Raw genomic sequence first — 18720 nt, forward strand, 5'->3', positions numbered from 1 at the left:
TCACTCATTCGGGACTCTCAGGCGTCGAGGACCTGTCCCCTGCGCTTCACCACGGGCGGTTGAACCGACCACGGGAAGTTGATCCACTCATCGGTCCGCTTCCACACGTACTCGCACTTCACCAGCGACTGCGACTTCTCGTAGATGACGGCGCTGCGCACCTCGGCGACCGTGTCGACGCAGAAGTCACGCACCAGCTTGAGCGTCTTGCCGGTGTCGGCGACGTCGTCGGTGATGAGGACCTTCTTGGAGGAGAAGTCGATGACGTTGGGGACGGGGGCGAGCATGACGGGCATGTCGAGAGTCGTCCCCACCCCCGTGTAGAAATGCACATTCACGAGGTGGATGTTCTTGCAGTCGAGGGCGTAGGCGAGCCCGCCGGCGACGAACACCCCGCCACGGGCGATGGAGAGCACGATGTCGGGCTCGTACCCGTCGTCGACGATGGTCTGGGCGAGCTCGCGCACGGCGGTGCCGAACACCTCGTAGGTCAGGTTCTCCCGTATGTCGGTCACACCTGGGTCCTGTGGAAGTTGAGGAAGGACCGGGAGGCGGTCGGCCCGCGCTGCCCCTGGTACCGGGACCCGTACCGCTCGCTCCCGTACGGGAACTCGGCGGGCGAGCTGAGCCGGAACATGCACAGCTGCCCGATCTTCATGCCGGGCCAGAGCTTGATGGGGAGGGTGGCGAGGTTGGACAGCTCAAGGGTCACGTGCCCGGAGAACCCGGGGTCGATGAACCCGGCGGTGGAGTGGGTGACGAGCCCGAGCCGACCGAGGGAACTCTTGCCCTCGAGCCGCGACGCAAGATCGTCGGGGAGGCTGACGACCTCGTAGGTCGAGGCGAGAACGAACTCCCCCGGATGCAGAATGAACGGCTCATCGCCCTCCGGCTCGACGAGCCGCGTCAGATCCGCCTGCTCGATGGAGGGATCGATGTGGGGGTACCGGTGGTTCTCGAACACCCGGAAGTACCGATCAAGGCGTACGTCGATGCTGGACGGCTGCACCATGGATTCGTCGAAGGGATCGATCCGTACCCGCCCGGCGTCGATCTCGGCCCGGATGTCCTTGTCTGAGAGAAGCACGCCCCGAGGATACGCAAGACGCGCGGACCGACCACAATCGGACGGCCCGCGCGCCTGTGCTGCTCGCTGTGCGGATGTGACTAATGCTTCTCCAACGCCACCGGCACCACACTGCGGAGCCGGGCACACCGAGGGCACCGGACGAGCCGTCCGGGACCGAGCCGCTCGGCCTGCTGCATCGGGAACGAAGCGGTGCTGAACACGTGCCCATCGGCACAGCGGACGACGGTGCGCTCCATCAAGTCCATGAGTCCCTTCCCCAAGAGCCGCGTCTGGCTGCTACTCGCCTGACGACAAAAGCCACATTACGGGATCAAAGAGACGACTCTCCAGGCGGCACTCCGACCCACCCGGCCCCTCTCCCACGTCTCCACCGTACGCCCCAACTCCGGCCCCCCGCAGCCCAGTCACACCCTTCACACCCCCGAAACGCACCGCGGCCCCACGGCTTCAGCACCGGGGGCCGGACATGAGGTAAAGTGACTGTGCGTTCCGACACCGGTCGATACCGGCGTCTTACGCGGGTGTAGTTTAGTGGTAGAACATCAGCTTCCCAAGCTGAGAGTGCGAGTTCGATTCTCGTCACCCGCTCCATGATGAAACCCCAGGTCAGTGGCCTGGGGTTTGTTTCTGTCCGGTCAGCTGGCTCTTCGCCGCTCCCTGAATCTCGTGGCGGCCGCCTCCAGGTCCACGATCGGGGCGGGGTAGTCCACGCCCGTACGGGCCGCTTCGTCGAGATGCGCGAGACGGTGGACCGTCCTGGCGTCGAGGTGCCTCAGTTCCGGGAGCCAGCGGCGTACGTACTCCCCGGCGGGGTCGAAACGGCGTGCCTGGACAAGGGGGTTGAGCAGCCGGTTCGGGCGGGTGTCCGTGCCAGTTCTGGCGGCCCACTGCCAGTTGAGCTGGTTGTTCGCGACGTCGCCGTCGACCAGCAGGTCCAGGAAGTGGCGGGCGCCCACCCGCCAGTCCACGTACAGCGTCTTGGTCAGGAAGCTCGCCGCGAGCATGCGGACCCGGTTCGGCATCCAGCCCTCGTGGCGCAGCTGCCGCATGCCCGCGTCGACTACGGGATAGCCCGTACGGCCCTCCTGCCACGCCTCGACCTCCCTCGGGGCGCGGCGTCAACGGTCGTGCCGGGGACGGTAGTCGTGGCCGGCCGCTTCAGGGCGGGCCGCCAGGACCTGGTGGTGGACAGGGCGACCGAGACGCGCACGGTTCCTCGATCCCCTTCAGCGGGTACGGGCCGGTTCAGGGGCGGCCGATTCGGCCGCGGCCGCGATATTGCGGGCCATGCCGCTGAAGACCGCGGCGTGGAACGGGGCCACGCCCCACCAGTAGGCGTGCCCGGCCAGGCCGTGCGGATGGAACAGGGCCCGCTGCCGGTACACCGCGCACCCTTGTGGATCCGGGTCGACGGCCATCTCCAGCCAGGCCAGGCCCGGCAGCCGCATCTCCGCGCGCAGCCGAAGCAGCCGGCCCGGCTCGATCTCCTCCACTCGCCAGAAGTCCAGGCTGTCGCCGACCCGCAGCCGGATCGCGTCCCGGCGGCCCCGGCGCAGGCCGACACCGCCCACCAGGGTGTCCAGCCAGCCGCGCAGGGACCAGGCCAGCGGCGAGGAGTACCAGCCGTTCTCGCCGCCGATCGCCTCCACCACCCGCCACAGAGCCTGCGGCGACGCCGCGACCGTACGCTCGCGGTAATCCGTGTAGAGGCTGCCGCCCGCCCAGTCCGGGTCGGTCGGCAGCGGGTCGCTGGGGGCGCGGGGAGTCGAGGCCGAGGACCACCTGGTGGCCACGTCCGCGTCCTGCACGCGCCGCAGAGCCAGCCGGATCGCCCGGTCGAGGGTGACCAGCCCCTCCGGCGGGTCCGGCACGTACCGGACGATGTCCCGCTCGGCGCAGACCACCTCGTGTTTCAGTGACTCGACCAGGGGGCGCGCGAGAGCGCCCGGCACCGGGGTGACCAGACCGACCCAGAGGCTGGACAACCGGGGGGTGAGCAGCGGAACGGGCAGGATGACCCGCTTCGGCAGCTCCGCGATGGCGGCGTACCGCCGCATCATCTCCTGATACGTGACGACATCCGGCCCGCCGATGTCGAAAGCTCGGTTCACGTCGTACGGCAGCCGCGCGCACCCCACGAGGAGGCGGAGCACGTCGCGGACGGCGATCGGCTGGATGCGGGTGCGCACCCAGCTCGGGGTCACCATCACGGGAAGCCGCTCGGTCAGGTACCGCAGCATCTCGAAGGACGCCGAACCCGAACCGATGATCACGGCGGCCCGCAGTACGGCGGTCGGCACGCCCGAGGCCAGGAGGATGCGGCCCACTTCGGCGCGGGACCGCAGATGGGGTGACAGTGCGTTCTCGGGTACTCCGGAGGGGCTCAGCCCGCCGAGGTAGACGATCCGCCGGATTCCGGCAGCACGCGCCTGCTCAGCGAAGATCCTGGCCGCGCGCCGGTCGGTCTCCTCGAAACCCCGCCCGGTGTTCAGCGCGTGCACCAGGTAGTACGCGACGTCCGTTCCCTCCATGGCCGCGCGCACAGACGCCTCGTCCATCACGTCCCCGCGCACGACCTCCGCCTGCCCTGCCCACGGATGGTCCCGCAGCTTGCCGGGTGAGCGGGCCAGGCAGCGCACCGAGTACCCGGCCGCCAGCAGCTCCGGCACCAGCCTGCCGCCCAGGTAACCGGTGGCGCCGGTGACCAGACAGGGCAGCGGCCGGTCGTCGTCGGTCATGCCGATCGCACGCATGCTGGTCGAGTGCACTTTGTCCGGCGACGGGCGGCGGACCGGGCCGCAAGAAACGTCATGGCTCTCATGTCTTCCCGGGACGTACCCCTCCGAGGGGCTCTGTCGCTGTTCCCTGAGGCCATGCTTGGGGCCGAGGGCGAGCACCGCAACCTCGCAGTAGCGACGAACACTCCGGACCAGCCCGAGAGACGATGCGGTCCGGAGGGCGCAAGCGTCGCGTGCGCGCATGGCCCGGCTGCTGGTGGCGTCCGTGCCCACAGCGTGCCCGTAAGAACGGGCAGACACGGTCGATAGCGGCTCGATCCGGCGCTCACGACCCCTTCGGAGGGAAGGTACCTACGCAGGTCAAAGCGATGGAGCCCGCCCAAGCGCCGTCGCTTCCCAAGATGGGAGCGCGAGTTCGATTCTCATCACCCGCTCCAGGATGAAACCCCAGGTCTACTTGTGGACGGTGTCAATCCTCGGGAGATGGATCCAGCGGCAGCCCCAGCGCTGCGTCAGTCGGTGGAGGCCGACGCGAAGGGGCCGTGCACCGAGTATGTTTCGCCGTCCGCCGTGGCGGTGGCCACATACGAGTCGCCGCCGACGTCCCGGTTGCCGGTCTCATGGTTGTACTGTCCCGCGAACATGTGCTCACCGGCCGGCACCGTCCGCCCGTCCTTGAGTGTCCAGCGGTAGACGAGGAAGCCGTCTGCCTCCTCCACGTTGAGGGTGAAGTCCTCTTCGGGCCGGGTCCGCCAGGAGCCGGTCGAGGAGACACCGCCGGTCTGCGCGACACGCAGCTCGACGGTGAGCGACGTCAGGGTCTCCGTCGTCCTGACCGTGATATCGCTCTGCGCCCAGTACTCATTGCTGCCCGGGTCGATCGATCCGTCCGACCGCAGTGGCCCGTACTCTGTCTCCGCCGCCGGCGGCGCCTGCAGGGTGCGCTCCGTTGGACGGGGCGTGGAGGAAGCTGCGGCCTCGGACGATGAAGGAGACGGAGAGGAGACCCCCGGCATGATTTCCGTCCTTGCGTGATGGGTGGGCCGATCCGTCTCGCCGCGCATCCGGTCGACCATGATCACCGCGCATGACACGATGGCGACGACGGCCGCTGTCGCGGCGAGCCACCGCGCTTTTCTGTTCCGGGGCCGGAGGCCCTTGCCGACTCCGGCCGATCTGTGCCGGTTCCCGGCGAGCGGCTTCCCGGCGGGCAGCACGGATGTTCCCGGTCCGGCGGCCGCGCGCCGGACCGGGGCTGCCGCGCCTGCGGATGCCGACTGCGGTGTCTGGAGCATCCGCTCCACATCCTCGACGGTCAGCCGCCCGCCGGGGTCCTTGTCCAGCAGCCCTTCGATCAGCGGAGCCAAGGGCCCGGCGGCGGGCGCGGACGGCACCGGCGTCCACACGATGGCGTACGCCGTCTCGATCCCGGTCTCCCGGCGGAACGGTGGCTCGCCCTCCACCGCCTCGTAGAGCAGCACGCCGAGCGCCCACAGGTCGGACTCCGGGCCCGCCGTGCCACCGCCGAGCCGTTCCGGTGAGCAGTAGTCGATGGAACCGATGAGTTCGCCAGTCATGGTGAGCGGGGAGGTATCGGCGGCCACGGCGATGCCGAAATCCGTCAGCACCACGCGGTCGTCACGGCCGAGCAGGACATTGCCGGGCTTGATGTCGCGGTGCACCACCCCGGCGTCATGAGCGGCGCGCAGCGCGGCGATCACCCCGCTTGCGATGCGGGCGGCCTCCTCCGGCGGGACCGGCCCGAGCTTCCTGATCACCTCGGCGAGGGTGACGGACGGCACGTATTCCATGACGATCGCGGGCGATCCCCCGTCGTCCACGACGTCATGCACCACGACGACATTGGGGTGGCTGAGCCGGGCGGCGAGGCGCGCCTCGCGGCGTGTGCGCTCAAGGGCCCTGTCGACGTCGTCGTCCAGGGAGGAGTTGTGGAGCCTCTTGACCGCTACCTCGCGGTTGAGCAACTCGTCCCGGGCACGCCACACGGTACCCATGCCGCCCCGGCCGATGCGCTCCACCAGCCGGTATCTGCCGGCCACCAGCCGTCCTTGCTCAGACACGAACGCCACGCTCCCCACAGCCGTGAGGCTGACGGCGTCGCCCACGCAGTGTCCGACCGGCGTGAGCCGGGTGAGCTCTTCGGCGAGTTCCGCGGGCGGGCGGCAGGGCGGGACCGGAGCCTGCCTGCCGGTAGGGCAACCGGATGCAGTCGTCGACAGGTGCGTGAGGCATGTTGATTCCGTGGTTCGTGACCTACGGCGACGGGTGTCCATCGCACGTTGTTCAGCCCCACCGCGACCAACTGGTCAATCCGGTCGCAGAGCCCGAGGTCGTGCAGTACCACCTCGGTGCCCACTCCGATCGAGTGAGCGGGTGTCCCCCATCGGTGTCGGTGTTGCGGACAATCACGCGATCGGACCGACCAGCCGACCGCTCGCCCTGAGCAACTCCACGCCGGCGTTCCGGCTGTGCCTGAGGGCCCAACACCCTCCGGGCTTCTGGAATTGGTGCGCCAGGCGTCTCATCCGGTCCGGGACGGCGAGCGGTTGAGCAATTCGCGAGTGCGGGGGCGAGGTTAACATGGCCCCGTCCGACACAGGATCGTCCGACGCAGGGCAGACCCTCGACACACAGGCGAGCGGTGCCCGTCTTGGCTCTCGCCAGCTCCCAGTTGGCCCACCCCGACGATCAAACCTGAGCAGGCGGGCGCCCCGGGCGGGCCGACTCACCGACATTCGCGGGTCCACTTGTGAGCGTGGGGTCCGGCATGTGCAGGCGCGACGGACACTCCGCATCAGCCCGAGAGACGACGCGTTCCGCTCGGCGCAGGCATCGCCGCGCGTATGGTCCGGCCGCTGGTGGCGCCCGTGCCCACAGCGTGCCCGTAGGAGCAGGCAACCACGGTCGGCAGCGGTGCGATCCGACCTTCACGAGCACCTCAGCGGGACAGTATCTGCGCAGGTCAACGCCATGAAGCCCGCCAAAGCGCCGTCGCTTCCCAAGCTGAGAGTGCGACATCGGCGCGTCGGAGACAGTGGTCAGCGGCGGAGAGCCTCGGCGGGTTCGATGCGGGCGGCGCGCCATGACGGGTAGAGCCCGGCGAGGAGACCCGTGGCCAGCCCGATGGCGGGGGCAGCGGCAACTGTGCCCGGGTGGATGACAGGAGTCCACTCGCGGGCCAGTGCCACTCCCACGACGGTCAGGGTGCCCAGCGAGGTACCGACGAGCCCGCCCAGGGTTCCAAGCATGCCGGACTCGGCCAGGAACTGCGCCGTGATGTGGCGCCCGCGGGCCCCGAGGGCGCGTCGCAGGCCGATCTCACCGGTGCGTTCCAGCACGGCGACAAGGGTGGTGTTGGCGATCCCCACCGCGCCGATCACCAGGCAGATCGCAGCCAGCAGGAGGAACAGCTGGTTGAGGTCCGAGGTGACGCCGGTGCGCAGGGTCTTGGGATCGGGAGGGGGAATGGCCTTGAACCGCTCGGGATGGGCGGCGTCCAAGGCGTAGGGGGCCTCGTCAGCGATTTGTACGGCAGCACCGATGCGGGTGGCTATGAGCATCCTGGCGCGGGCACCGTCACTCGGCGGACCCCAGATCCTTTCGGCGGTGGCGCGCGGGATGACCACGGAGAGCAGCAGGTCGGCCTTTCGGTCCACATCGTCGACGACACCGATCACGGTGAAGGGCTGGTCGGCGATGAAGATGGCCGGGTAGGTCTCCAGGGTGGTGATGCCCAGACGGGCTGCCATGCCGGAGCCGATGACGGCGACTTGGTCGGCACGGGATTCGTGGAATCGGTCGAAGGTCCGCCCTGCGGCCATGTGCGGGACGGCAGCCTCCAGAGCGCCTGGAGATGCCGCGACCACCTGGGTTTGCTCTCCGCCGGAGGCCCCGGCGATCGGGGCCGCGCGGACGGTGGCGCCGCCTTCGAATTGAACCGGCCAGTACACCCCCGCCGCATCGACACCGTTCAACCGCTCGATCCGGGCATCGGCGTCCTTGGGGAAGGCCATGGGCACGAGGTCAGGGCGTTCCCCGCCCGTGTCCTCCACCGCCACCTCGGTTGCGGTGAGCGCATTGAACCGGGAGTCGATCTGCTGGGATGCGGTGGCTGTCAGCCCCAGGATCGCCACGAATGCGCCAACTCCCAGCACCGTGCCCAAAGCGGTCAGCGCCGAGCGCGCCGGGCGCTGCAGCATCCCGGCCACGGTCTCCGCCAACAGGTCGTGGGGCGCCAGGCGGGAGCGTTCCACGGAGCGGTCGGCGTTCCTCCATGCCCTGGGGATCAGCCCGTGAAGGGGGCCGGTGTACCGGAACGAGAAGCGGCGGGACGGACCGACCCCGTTCCGCTCGAGCTTGAACCGCATCGGGTCACTCCTGTCCAGCATCGTCGTCGGCAGAGGAGTCACTCAGCACGCCGTCCCGGATCATCAAGGTGCGCTGGCCTCGCCTGGCCACCCCCGGGTCGTGTGTGATCACCACGATGGTCATGCCATCCGCATGAAGCTCGTCGAGGAGGCGCAGGATGGACTCAGCGGTCGCCGAGTCGAGATTGCCGGTCGGCTCGTCGCACAGCAGAAGCGACGGGTGCGCGACGAGGGCGCGAGCGATCGCAACACGCTGACGTTCGCCGCCGGACAGGCGTGTCGGCAACGCGTCCACGCGGTGTGCGAGCCCGACCCTGTGCAGCGCTTCTCTCGCCGACGCGGTCCGCTGCTTGCGCGGAGTGCCGTTGTAGACCATCGCCAGCAACACGTTCTCCAGCGCGGACCGGTGCGGCAGCAAGTGGAAGGACTGGAAGACGAAGCCGATGCGACGTCCGCGAAGCGCGGTGCGATCCGCGTCCTTCAGGGTTCCTGTATCGATCCCGTCCAGCAGGTACCTCCCCGCTGTGGGACCGTCCAGAAGGCCCGCGATGTTCAGGAAGGTCGACTTGCCGGACCCGGACGGACCCATGACCGATACGTACTCGCCTCGGCTGACGAGCAGGTCGCACGGCTTGAGCGCGGTCACCGGAGGCGGTCCCGGATAGGTCAGCCCCACGCCTCGGAACTGAATCACAGGTGCCGAACCGCACCCGGGGTGCGACTCCTCACGAGCCCGGGCCTTCGGACCGCTGTGCGGCGACGACGGGTTCACTACTGCCACCCGGAGTCTTCCTCGTCCGGCTGCCCGGTCTCGGACTCGTGCTCGTCGGCAGGCTTGACACCGACGACGACCCGGTCGCCTTCCGTGAGCGCCGCATGGGCCGCCGGCGTCACCTGCACGTACCCGTCACCCGAGGTGGACACGCGCACCTCCACCCGGCGCCGGTCGCCGTCGGCACCCAGCACCGTCACCGTGGTACGGCCGTCCGCCCCCGCGGAGACTGCGGACACAGGCACGACGAGCACAGGTCCGTCCGAGGACGCCGCCTCCACCGTCAAGCGGACGTCCTGCCCCGCCAGCTTCGCCGACAGCGACTTACTGGGCCGGATCACCACCGGGTACCCCTCTCCGGCACCGTCCGTCGCGGTCCCCCCGCCGTCGGTCCCTTCTTCCGCGGGCACGTTGGGCTCTTCCGCCACCGAGACCACCGCGCCGTCGGCCGTGGCTCCGGTGAGTTCGGACAGGATTACGCACTTCTGCCCTGTACGCACAAGGCCCTTTTCGTGCGGCGCGAGAAAGCCCTTCACCACCAACTCGCCGGCCGAGACGGTCATGGCCTTGCCCGTGACTTCCGTCCCCACCTGTGCGGTCACCGAATCCACGCGTGCCGGGAATCCCCGCAGGAAGAGTACTTCGGAGGCCGGGAGCATTGGACCGGAGACCGCCTGGGCCTCCGCCAGGTCCTCCCGAGCCTTGGCCAGGTCCTCGATGGCACGCTGCACCTGCTTCCGGCCTGCTTGCCCCTCGTGTTCGTCCGAGCCGTCCCCGGAGGCCGCGTCCCGGGCGTCCGCCAGCGCCCGCTCAGCCTGGATGACCCCTTCATTCGCCGCTTTCACCTGCTCATCGCCGTCCGGCTGAGCCGACAACGGGTCATAGCCGATCGAGGCGTAGAACGAGGACAGTGCCGCCTTGGTTCCGACGCCGAACGTCCCGGGCGCGTCCGACCCGGTGCCATGACCGAGCGACGCCAGAGCCCGCTGCAGCTGTGAGACGTCCTCGCCGTGGGAACCCGGCTTGAGGTCGCGGTAGACAGGGAGCTTGCCTTTCAGCGCGAACACCGGCCGGCCCGAAACCTCCAGCAGCGCCTCGCCCGCCTTGAAGGTGTTTCCGGGCTGTACCAGGACCTTCGTCACCACTGCCTTGCTCGTGCCTTCGCCGCCGGCCGCCGTCGGCACGATGTCGACCGACTGGGCCGCTGTGACAGTGCCCCGCAGTACGACCGATTCCTTCAGGACGCGCCGCTCCACGGGAACGGTGAGGACGTCGGCGGGCGGTGGACCGGCCTCCGCGGCGGCTTGGGCAGGAGACTTGATCACGGACGCGGTCGCCACGCCCGCTCCGGACAGCACGACCGCCCCCAGTGAGATCCCCACCAGCAGTCGCTTGCGCCGGGACAGCCGGGACCGCGTCGGCAGCCCGTCGGCCTCGCCATCCGGTGGCCGTGTCACAGCATTCGCGTCCGTGCTCCCTGCCGACGGCTGGGCTTCCTTCGAGGCCGCCCACCGCCCCTGATCGCCGGCCACTCAGGCCTCCCCACTTCTCGTACGTCTTCGTCCATGGAGTCGGGACGTTGTCACCCGCTCAGCGCGGTCGGCCGTCCGCCCCCGCTCTCACGAGGGGACGGCGCGGAAAGACGAACCCAGGACCCGCAGCACACCGGACAGTGAGTGCGCTCCCACCGACGCACTCACCGAGGCACCCACGCGATCAATCCCGTGAGTCCCCGAACCTCTGGATGATTCAGGGGTGATCTGACACGTGGTTCGTCATGCGTGTTGGGCCTGGTTCGCATTGCGCAGCATGGTCTGAAGCGCCTGCTTCTGGACCTTGAGGCGCTCCGCGTTCTCCTCGACCGCCCGCTTCTGATAGGCCACGGTCACGGTCGCCCAGGTGCTGATGAGGTTGGTCTCCCGCTTGCAGCGCACGTCTGCCACTGCCGTTTCGATCTCACGCTTGGACGCTGTGGCATGCGCGTTGTTGTTGGGATCGTTATTCGGATCCATTGGATTCTGGTAGTTGAAACCGCGCTTCTTCATGCAGGCGGACCAGTCAGCGAACGCCCTACGGACCCGGGAGTCCTGTTCGACCCTGTCGGCCACCTGCAGAGCCAGTACGCCGGCCGCGTCCGTGTCCTCGACCTGCGGGGCACCCTTCATGAGGGCGCGCTTGGATTCACCGTCACAACCACCCTTGGGAACCTGCACGCCCTTGTAGGTGCTCTGACCGCTTCCCTCCATGACCGCTTGCCCCTGCGGGGTCAACTCGGGTTCAGGCGGCAGCTTTTCAAGCTTCTGGGGAGGAAGGCGATACCCGTAGGCGTGCGCGGAATCCTCGTCGGTGAGGCCGAAGATGCGCTCGTTGTCAGCCATCGGAAACCTGCGCTGCGGCAGAACCATGTGATAGTCGAACCCATACTGCTTCATACAGCGCTCAACCAGGGGAACGCGTGCAACCGTGAGCGACCACTGCTCTTCCCGGGAGAGCCGATAGCTGTCCAGAGGAAGGCGGAGTTCACGGGTATCGGTGATTTTCAGGCGAGTCCCCAGCGGAGGCTCCGCCGATCCGCCGGCACCGTTGGATTCCGATCCACACCCGGCAAGCCCAACACATGTGATCACTGCGGCAAGTGCGCGCAAGGGCGTTCGCCCCATAGGTGCCGTCCGTTCTACCGCAATGCCCGCCCGAACGCTACGGGCGGGCAGCTGCAGGGAAGTGATGAAGGTTTAGAAGTAGTGCGAGCTGAACGTGTTGTCCCAGGTCGTGTAAAGGCTGGCACGCGCGGAGTTGGTGCCCGTGTCGAGCCACCCACCCGAGTAGTTGGCGTCGGTGTAGTGGGTTACGTCGTAAATATCAGCGTTGTTCTTGAGCGAGCTCGTGCGGTCGTTCAGCGTGTAGCCGCTGCTGAAGTAGTGCCCGACGTAGCTGGATACGTCACCGGGCGTGTCCCATATTCCGCCCGTGTAGCTGGTCAGGCGGTAGTTGCAGACCTCATGGTCGTTGCACGAACCGTCAAAGGCTGCCGCCTGGGCACCACTGGACGACCCCACCACCGCGGCAACGGCTGCAGCAGCCATCGCAACGGCCTTCATGGTACGGAACTTCAACGTGACCTCCTGTGCAAAGGACTCCGTGCCCGTCAGACCACCGGGCACATGGTGGCAAGCGTCGGCAACCGTAGCCTCGGAAAGTGATCTTGCCATCGGGAGTGGCGCATTTACGCCAACCTGGCTTGCCAACGCCCTTGACAGGGCAGCCAATCGCCGCTCCCGCGGGAGGTGGCAGCGCATCCGCCGCGTGTATGATGCGCCGACCCTTAGACGAAACACAGGTGAACTTGACAGGAAGATTGCCCAGAGGGGGCATTTTGAGACGTCGAGTATCTGCCGTGCTCTCCGACTTGAACTTGGACGATACGGACATTTCGATACTCGGGCTCATGCGCATGGGGCTTTCGGACGCCGCCATAGCACGCCGCCTCCAGGTGGGCCACCGCACCATCCAGCGGCGCGTGCAACAGCTGATGGCCAAGCTTTCCGTTCCCAATCGGTTCGCCCTGGGGGCCAGAGCCCAGCAACTGGGTCTGCTCGGGCCGTTTGTCCCGGACTCGAATCGACCGACATTGCTCGAAAAGACTTTGTGATGTGCAGGACGAACAAGGAGCACCTATGGGACGCGGTATGAAGCCGTGGAGTCTCTTGGCCGGAGGACTGGTCGTTTGTGCCGCGACAGTCGGCGCAGTCCTCACTTGGGACGGTTCGAGCGGGAATACGCCCGGGCATTCCGCAACTCCCAGCAGCAGCTCATCCGCCGTACCGGACCTCGTGCCAAATCCCAGTACCGAGTTGCTTGCATACGGCAAGTGCCTGACAGGCGCAGGACTGCGTGTCGAGCATGCCGGCGGGGTCATCATCGTCAAGGGTGACGCGCCCGGATCTGCCGTCGAGGACGCCGAGAGCGATTGCACCGAGGAACAGCGGGCATTCGCCAAGACGATCGAGTTCAAGGGTGAGGGCAGCGCACCGAAAGAACCTGCGCAGGCCGAATTCCAAGTCAGATTGGGCGGATGCGTCGTCGCTCAGGGCGTCACATGGCCGGCCGAACGGAGGGTGGCAGATCGTTCGAACCCGGTCTTCCTGGAATCCGACGGGCGAGTCCCCGCCATGCGGAACTGCATTGCCCACAACATGGTCCTCCCAGGTGACGGAAAGCCCAAAACCACCGCATCGTCCTGACTTGGACTCAGCGAAGGCGGCAGTGGGCCGTGGTAATCCACGCCTGGCAGGCAACGGTCAGGTCCGCTGGATCGACCCGGTGAGCCAGAGGCCTCCGCCGCCACACGCCCACTGACTGCCCGAGGCTGGCCCTGCTCCGGTACGGATCGCCGAACCGGCGCCGCTGGTACGCCAGTTCTGCGACGCGGTCGCCGATGATCTGGTCCGTACGCCGGCCACGCCGCTCGCCATGGGAGCGCTGCCGTACGCCTGGCGCGACGCCCGCGCCGTGCCCACCTTGCGTGAACGGGCCGAGGAAACCCAGGCGGCGCTCACCGCCGAGGTCAGTGTCTCCCTGCGCGTCGACGTACCCGAAGGACGCCGACGGCAGTTCCGGGCCGTCCTGCAACTGCACACCGCGGCGGACCCGGCGCTCGTCGTCGAGGCCGCACGACTCTGGAGCGAGCCGACCGAAGTGGAGCGGCTGCTCGGCCCGCGCGCCGAGACCGAGACCCTGCTCGCCCTGCGCCGCGGCGCCCGCGCCTGGCCCCCGCTGCGGAGGCTGCTCGACGATGCCGCTCCCGATCAGCTCCGGTTGACCGACGACGAAGCCTTCGATCTCTTCGGGGACGCCACGGACGCGCTGCGCGTGGCCGGTGTCGACGTGCACTGGCCGCGCGAACTGGTCACGGCACTCACCGCGACCGCGGAGATCGGGCAGCGCACCGCCCCCGGTTCCACCGCGGGCGGCCTGCATGTGGACAGGGCAGCCCATGAGAAGGTGTCCAACTCGCTTGACATGATCGTGCCGTTGTGTTCGCAGGACGCCGCCATCCACAGCCTGTCGGGCGACAAACCACCTCAGGCGATGTCGTGGACGTTGTGCTCGACCAGGTCGGATGCGTGCCGGGCAATGGCACGGTAGTCGGCATCGTCGTGGAGGACAGCCAGGCTGTGGTGGGCCGCGGTGGCGGCGATGACGAGGTCCACCGCCGAGGCACTGCGGTGCTCCCCGGCCTGGGCCATACGGTGTTGCACCGCGCCAATCCAGCGCCCCGCGTTCTTCGGCACCGACACATTGGGATAGAGGTCCGTGAACATCTCGACGATCTCGTCGTACTCGCGTCCGTTCCGAGCACTGTGGAGGAACTCGGTGCGCTGCACGTAGCAGGAGGCGACGGCTCCGGCATCGATTGCGTCGTACCAGGCCGATTGCAGTTTGGGATCGCGGAGCAGCCGGACCAGGCCGGACGTGTCGAGCAAGTAGATCACCGGCTGTGCTTCTCCGCCCGGTGCAGCCGTTCGGCATCCTCGACGGCACCCCACTCACGCGCACGCTCGAAGTGACGGCTGATGCGCGCCGCACGCTCCTGCTGCTCGGCGTAGAAGTGCAGAGCGAGATTGACCGCCTCCTTCTTGGTCCTGACCTTGGACAGAGCCATGGCGCGTTCCAGGGCGTCGTCGTCGATGTCGATCTGGGTCACAGACATACCGCACCTCCCACACAATGTTGATGATGTACATAGAAGAATACGTCACCAACATTCACGGCGCCACGTCTGAGTGTCGCCATCAGCCACCACGACGCCGACAGCCCCGGCAACCGCCTCAACGACAACCAGTGCTCCTCGGAGCACGACTCGAAGGCCGGCAACACGATGAGCACCGCGAACGGCATCAGCTGAACCAACTGGACCCGCCGAGTCAGTAGAACCAGCTGACCCGGAACGGACAAAGGGGCCCGCGTAGGCGCGGGCCCCTTTGTCATGTCACTCCGGCTCGGCGTGCTTGCCCAGTTCCTTGCCCCACTCGTCAAGGATCTCCTGCGTCGTCATCGAGTCCACGTCCGCGGGCAGTTGCTTGCCGGACATCGCCAGGTCCGCTTTCCACATCTCGATGTAGTCCCCACGGCTCTTCGGCTGTTGCGTGTGCACGGAGACGGACGGGTCCTCGGCGAAGGCGGCGTACGTGGCGGCGCCCGCTCCCGCGCACACGGCGGCCAGCAGCACGCCTGTCATCAGGGTCTTCTTCGTCACTCGGGCAGGCTATCGACCTGAGAGTGGCGCCTCGGAAGGTGTTCAGGGTGAACTCGTAGCGCGAGTACCGCTTGCGGCTGCGGCGAGCGAGCCGCAGTGAGCGTTCACCAGGTCCGCTACGGCACCGCGCTGCAGCAGGGGTGGCCGATCGCGACCGGCTCGCCCGAGAGCGCCGCCTGCCAGCAGCTCGTGGGCAATCCTCTTGCGGGAGCAGGCGCTTGGCCGCCGAGGATCCCGCGTCAGAGCGGAAGGTCGTCCGGGAGTACCCGGAACGCCTTGTGGCGGCCCCATGGTCGTACGGCCCGGAAGTCCCTTCGGTCGAGGGTGAGGATAGCGTCGGTGTCGTAGTCGGCCGCAAGCGCCACGTTCACCGCGTCGGCGAGGTCCAGGTCGAGCGCGCCGTAGCGGACTCGGACGGACTGGGCTGCACCCAAGTGGTCCTCCGTGATCTCCGGCATCACGACACGACCCCGGCTCATCCAGCGCCGCAGGTCGTCGACCGCGCTCAGGGCGGCCTCGCGCCCCAACGCACGCGTTGCCACATGATCGAGTTCCGCCAGCAGGAGCGGGGACATGATCAGGAGGCCGGCCGCCATGATCGCCTCGCTCGCGCCCGTGTGCTCCGGGTGAGTCGAGTCGAGAGCGGCCAGGAGGCCGGATGTATCCGCGATGACGATGATCACGCGGCAGTTCCGGAGTCCGTCTCGTGGCGGACCGCATCGGCGACGGCGTCACGGACCTCAGCCTTGGACGGCGTGCGCCCCGACCCCTCGAACGTCCGCGAGAACAACGGTTCGTCCCAGACCCGGTTCGCCATCGCCGCGAGGTGAATCCCTTGACGGATGATCTCGGCCTCGCTTATGCCCCGCCGCTTGGCCGCCTCCTTGATGATCGCCAGGTCCTCGGGGTCTGCGTAGACGTTCGTGCGCTTCATGGACATGTACCAAGAGTAGTCCATGTACTGGAGGACGACAGCGTCCACAACACCCAGGCCCTGACCGGTCGGCCGGCCGCCCTCGCGCACGTCTGTTCCGCCACGGAGACGTGCACGGCCGGCACCACCGTCGACCGGCCCGGCCGACCACACCAGGTCCACGCCTTCCTCCGGCACCGGTCACCCGCCCGGACGCCGACCGCTGCCGCACTCTGCACTCGCCCGGCCACCGAGGAATTGCGCGCACAACCTCAGCGAGCCGTCCGGCGGCTCCGCCACGAGGGCGCCGCCCATCGGCACGGACGCCTTCGGCCCCGTACAGCGGTCGTGACAGCCGTAGCCGCTGGGCGCATCACCGTCTCCGGCCTGGACACGGAGGGGCACCTTGCCCGCCGGGCCGGTGCGGTCGCCGTGCGACCGCAGGCAGAACAATTCCGCTGTCGACAAAGGGACTTGCCATCGCCGCCATTGCATGCGATCGAAGTCGTCACCAGGGGTGAGCGGCACGAGCACGCGCCGCGCATCACGCCTCGGGCCCTTGTCACCGGCCGACAGTTCCGCGGGAGTCCGTCTCGCCTGTGATCACGCCCCTCGTCCAAGCGCTCCGCAGGCACCGGTCAACCGGCGACTCGGCCCGGAAATGGAAGAGATTTTCCGTTGACGAGTCTGCCATGCGCCGGACATGCCGGTGCAACGTCCCGGCTCTTAGCTGACGCCTCAACCGTCCGGCACGACGCCGGTAGGGGATGGGGTACGGCAAGAAGGAGCAGGACATGACGGCCACGGACAGCACGGACGCGGACAGAACCGCCACCCCGCCCGGGTACTCCCCCCGTCTCTACAACGCGGACCTCGCCCCCGCCACCGAGCGCAAGTGGGGCGCCTTCAGCATCTTCAACGTCTGGACCTCGGACGTGCACAGTCTGTACGGCTACTTCCTGGCCGCCAGCCTGTTCCTCGTCGCGGGCAACACCTTCAAGTTCCTCATCGGCATCGGTGTGGGCTCGCTGATCATCTACTGGTTGATGACCCTCATCGGCAAGGCGGGCGTCAAGACCGGTGTCCCCTACCCGGTCCTCGCCCGCGCCTCGTTCGGCACCTTCGGCGCCAACGTCCCCGCGCTCGTACGGGCCGTGGTCGCCACCTTCTGGTACGGCGCCCAGACCAGCGCCGCCGCCGGCGCCATCGTGGCCTTCCTCGTCCGCTACGACGGACCCAAGCATCTGCACGAGACCAGCCGGCTCTTCGACCACAGCGGCCTTGAAGTGCTGTGCTACCTCGGTGTGTGGGCCGCCCAACTGCTCATCATCAGCAAGGGGATGGAAACGGTTCGCCGTTTCCAGGACTTCGCCGGCCCGGCGGTCTGGCTGATGATGCTGGTCCTCGCGATCGCGCTGTCCGTGAAGGCAGGGGCGCTGTCCTTCTCCGTCGACATGCCGGGCAAGGACCTGGCCGCGCTCGCCAAGAGCGCCACCGGACTCGATGTCTCCCCGGGCTCGTTCGCCGCGATCGCGGCAATAGCCGCCACCTGGGTGACCTACTTCGCCGCCCTGTTCCTCAACTTCGGTGACTTCGCGCGCTTCACCCCCGACGAGAAGGCCCTGAAAAAGGGCAACATCTGGGGCCTGCCCGTCAACCTGATCCTCTTCTCCCTCGTCGCCGCGACCACCACGGCCGCGGCCAGCAAGGTGTACGGCGAGGTCATCCTCGAACCGGCCGAGATCTCCGCAAGGTTCGACAGCGCGTTCCTCGTCCTGCTCGCCGCCCTGACCTTCGCCGTGGCGACCCTCGGCATCAACGTGGTCGCCAACTTCGTCAGTCCCGCCTTCGACTTCGCCAACGTGGCCCCGAAGTACGTGACCTTCCGCAGGGGCGGCCTCATCGCCGCCGTCATCGCGCTCCTGCTCTACCCGCTCCACCCCTGGGACAACGCCCCCAGCTTCGTCAACGCCATCGGCTCGACGATGGGCCCCATCTTCGGTGTGATCGTCGTCGACTACTACCTCATCCGGAAGACACAGCTGAACGTGCCCGCTCTGTACAAGGAAGACGGGGAGTTCCGCTTCCAGGGCGGCTGGAACGTACGGGCGCTCGCCGCCGGGGTGGTGGGTGCCGTCTTCTCCAGCATCCTTCCCGTCTACGGGCCGTCCGGATACGGGGCGGCGCTGGGTCCGTACTCCTGGTTCATCGGAGTCGGCGTGGCCGGGGTGCTCTACTTCGCGCTCAGCGGAGGCAGAAGCCCCCTCACAGCGAGGACGGCGGCAAAGGAGGCGCCGGAGGCGACACAGGCATAGGAGTCAGCTTCTTCCAGCCACCCGATTAGGGCGCCCGACCTGGGCTGATGCCGGTCAGGCGCCCTTTTCGTCGTGCGGCGGTGATGTCGTTGGCGGCGACGGCCCGTTCGAAGTCGCGGTTGGCCTCGCGCATGCGCTCCAGGTCCTGCTCGGTCATGACCGGAACCGCTGTCTCGATGGCGAACTGGTCGAGGGAGGGACACCATCCTGCGGCCGCGAACCTCACCGGGCACTCCGCGCAGCCCTCG

The 18720-nt window shown here is 68.0% G+C and carries 19 protein-coding genes, 1 tRNA gene and 1 pseudogene; 5 read left to right on the plus strand and 16 right to left on the minus strand.

All coding sequences use genetic code 11. The features are described 5' to 3' along the window. Nucleotides 1-17 precede the first annotated feature (17 nt). Both ACFYO2_RS15315 and dcd read right to left on the minus strand, forming a co-directional pair. A complete protein-coding gene (locus ACFYO2_RS15315) occupies nt 18-515 on the minus strand; it encodes a phosphoribosyltransferase (protein WP_388348717.1) in 498 nt (165 codons plus the stop codon). Beyond that, nucleotides 512-1087, minus strand: coding sequence for a dCTP deaminase (gene dcd, locus ACFYO2_RS15320; RefSeq protein WP_388348719.1), 576 nt, complete (start codon nt 1085-1087; stop codon nt 512-514). The genes ACFYO2_RS15315 and dcd overlap by 4 nt, the downstream gene beginning before the upstream one ends. Nucleotides 1088-1607: 520 nt before the next feature. Between dcd and ACFYO2_RS15325 the strand changes: the two genes are divergently transcribed. Next, nucleotides 1608-1681, plus strand: a tRNA-Gly gene (locus tag ACFYO2_RS15325). Between the two features lie 44 nt (nt 1682-1725). On the opposite strand, the pseudogene ACFYO2_RS15330 reads toward ACFYO2_RS15325, so the two are convergent. The 8 genes and pseudogenes from ACFYO2_RS15330 to ACFYO2_RS15365 all read right to left on the minus strand — a co-directional run. Continuing rightward, nucleotides 1726-2286 (minus strand): annotated as a pseudogene (locus ACFYO2_RS15330) (FAD-binding domain-containing protein); the annotation flags it as partial. 30 nt (nt 2287-2316) lie between these two features. Continuing rightward, complete coding sequence (locus ACFYO2_RS15335) at nt 2317-3843, minus strand: SDR family oxidoreductase (RefSeq protein WP_388348721.1); 1527 nt, start codon at nt 3841-3843, stop codon at nt 2317-2319. A 497-nt stretch (nt 3844-4340) separates the two neighbouring features. Next, entirely contained in the window at nt 4341-5909 is a 1569-nt protein-coding gene (locus ACFYO2_RS15340) for a serine/threonine-protein kinase (protein WP_388348723.1), read from the minus strand. A 978-nt stretch (nt 5910-6887) separates the two neighbouring features. Then, on the minus strand, nt 6888-8216 hold the full coding sequence (locus tag ACFYO2_RS15345; protein WP_388348725.1) for an ABC transporter permease: 1329 nt from the start codon (nt 8214-8216) through the stop codon (nt 6888-6890). A 4-nt stretch (nt 8217-8220) separates the two neighbouring features. Then, the gene (locus ACFYO2_RS15350) at nt 8221-8910 is read right to left on the minus strand and encodes an ABC transporter ATP-binding protein (RefSeq protein WP_388348727.1); all 690 of its coding nucleotides are present in this window, start codon (nt 8908-8910) and stop codon (nt 8221-8223) included. 77 nt (nt 8911-8987) lie between these two features. After that, complete coding sequence (locus ACFYO2_RS15355; RefSeq protein ID WP_388348729.1) at nt 8988-10445, minus strand: peptidoglycan-binding protein; 1458 nt, start codon at nt 10443-10445, stop codon at nt 8988-8990. 318 nt (nt 10446-10763) lie between these two features. After that, nucleotides 10764-11633 carry a hypothetical protein gene (locus tag ACFYO2_RS15360; protein ID WP_388348731.1) on the minus strand — a complete coding sequence of 290 codons (870 nt, stop codon included), beginning with the start codon at nt 11631-11633 and terminating at the stop codon, nt 10764-10766. An 87-nt stretch (nt 11634-11720) separates the two neighbouring features. Beyond that, entirely contained in the window at nt 11721-12101 is a 381-nt protein-coding gene (locus tag ACFYO2_RS15365) for a peptidase inhibitor family I36 protein (protein ID WP_388348733.1), read from the minus strand. A 281-nt stretch (nt 12102-12382) separates the two neighbouring features. On the opposite strand from ACFYO2_RS15365, the gene ACFYO2_RS15370 reads away from it, so the two are divergent. The 3 genes from ACFYO2_RS15370 (at nt 12383) to ACFYO2_RS15380 (ending at nt 14133) form a co-directional block, all read left to right on the plus strand. After that, nucleotides 12383-12637 carry a response regulator transcription factor gene (locus ACFYO2_RS15370; RefSeq protein WP_388348735.1) on the plus strand — a complete coding sequence of 85 codons (255 nt, stop codon included), beginning with the start codon at nt 12383-12385 and terminating at the stop codon, nt 12635-12637. 25 nt (nt 12638-12662) lie between these two features. Further along, a complete protein-coding gene (locus tag ACFYO2_RS15375; RefSeq protein WP_388348737.1) occupies nt 12663-13229 on the plus strand; it encodes a hypothetical protein in 567 nt (188 codons plus the stop codon). A 229-nt stretch (nt 13230-13458) separates the two neighbouring features. After that, nucleotides 13459-14133 carry an SNF2 helicase-associated domain-containing protein gene (locus ACFYO2_RS15380; RefSeq protein ID WP_388348739.1) on the plus strand — a complete coding sequence of 225 codons (675 nt, stop codon included), beginning with the start codon at nt 13459-13461 and terminating at the stop codon, nt 14131-14133. Here ACFYO2_RS15380 and ACFYO2_RS15385 read toward each other — a convergent pair. The 5 genes from ACFYO2_RS15385 to ACFYO2_RS15405 all read right to left on the minus strand — a co-directional run bounded on the left by ACFYO2_RS15385 (nt 14070) and on the right by ACFYO2_RS15405 (nt 16184). After that, entirely contained in the window at nt 14070-14480 is a 411-nt protein-coding gene (locus ACFYO2_RS15385; RefSeq protein ID WP_388348741.1) for a PIN domain-containing protein, read from the minus strand. The two genes, ACFYO2_RS15380 and ACFYO2_RS15385, sit on opposite strands and share 64 nt — an antisense overlap. Beyond that, a complete protein-coding gene (locus ACFYO2_RS15390) occupies nt 14477-14698 on the minus strand; it encodes a type II toxin-antitoxin system VapB family antitoxin (protein WP_172629543.1) in 222 nt (73 codons plus the stop codon). The genes ACFYO2_RS15385 and ACFYO2_RS15390 overlap by 4 nt, the downstream gene beginning before the upstream one ends. Before the next feature lie 279 nt (nt 14699-14977). After that, a complete protein-coding gene (locus ACFYO2_RS15395) occupies nt 14978-15244 on the minus strand; it encodes a hypothetical protein (protein WP_388348743.1) in 267 nt (88 codons plus the stop codon). 239 nt (nt 15245-15483) lie between these two features. After that, nucleotides 15484-15927, minus strand: coding sequence for a PIN domain-containing protein (locus ACFYO2_RS15400; RefSeq protein ID WP_388348745.1), 444 nt, complete (start codon nt 15925-15927; stop codon nt 15484-15486). Continuing rightward, nucleotides 15924-16184 carry a CopG family transcriptional regulator gene (locus ACFYO2_RS15405; protein WP_388349587.1) on the minus strand — a complete coding sequence of 87 codons (261 nt, stop codon included), beginning with the start codon at nt 16182-16184 and terminating at the stop codon, nt 15924-15926. Before ACFYO2_RS15405 ends, ACFYO2_RS15400 begins: the two co-directional genes overlap by 4 nt. Nucleotides 16185-16951: 767 nt before the next feature. Between ACFYO2_RS15405 and ACFYO2_RS15410 the strand changes: the two genes are divergently transcribed. Further along, nucleotides 16952-18472 (plus strand): NCS1 family nucleobase:cation symporter-1, encoded by a 1521-nt coding sequence (locus ACFYO2_RS15410; protein WP_388348747.1) that lies wholly within the window; start codon nt 16952-16954, stop codon nt 18470-18472. A gap of 25 nt (nt 18473-18497) precedes the next feature. On the opposite strand, the gene ACFYO2_RS15415 is transcribed toward ACFYO2_RS15410, so the two are convergent. Further along, a complete protein-coding gene (locus ACFYO2_RS15415; protein WP_388348749.1) occupies nt 18498-18698 on the minus strand; it encodes a hypothetical protein in 201 nt (66 codons plus the stop codon). Between the last annotated feature and the right edge of the window lie 22 nt (nt 18699-18720).

Source organism: Streptomyces sp. NPDC006602 (genome assembly GCF_042870385.1).
Taxonomy (GTDB): domain Bacteria; phylum Actinomycetota; class Actinomycetes; order Streptomycetales; family Streptomycetaceae; genus Streptomyces.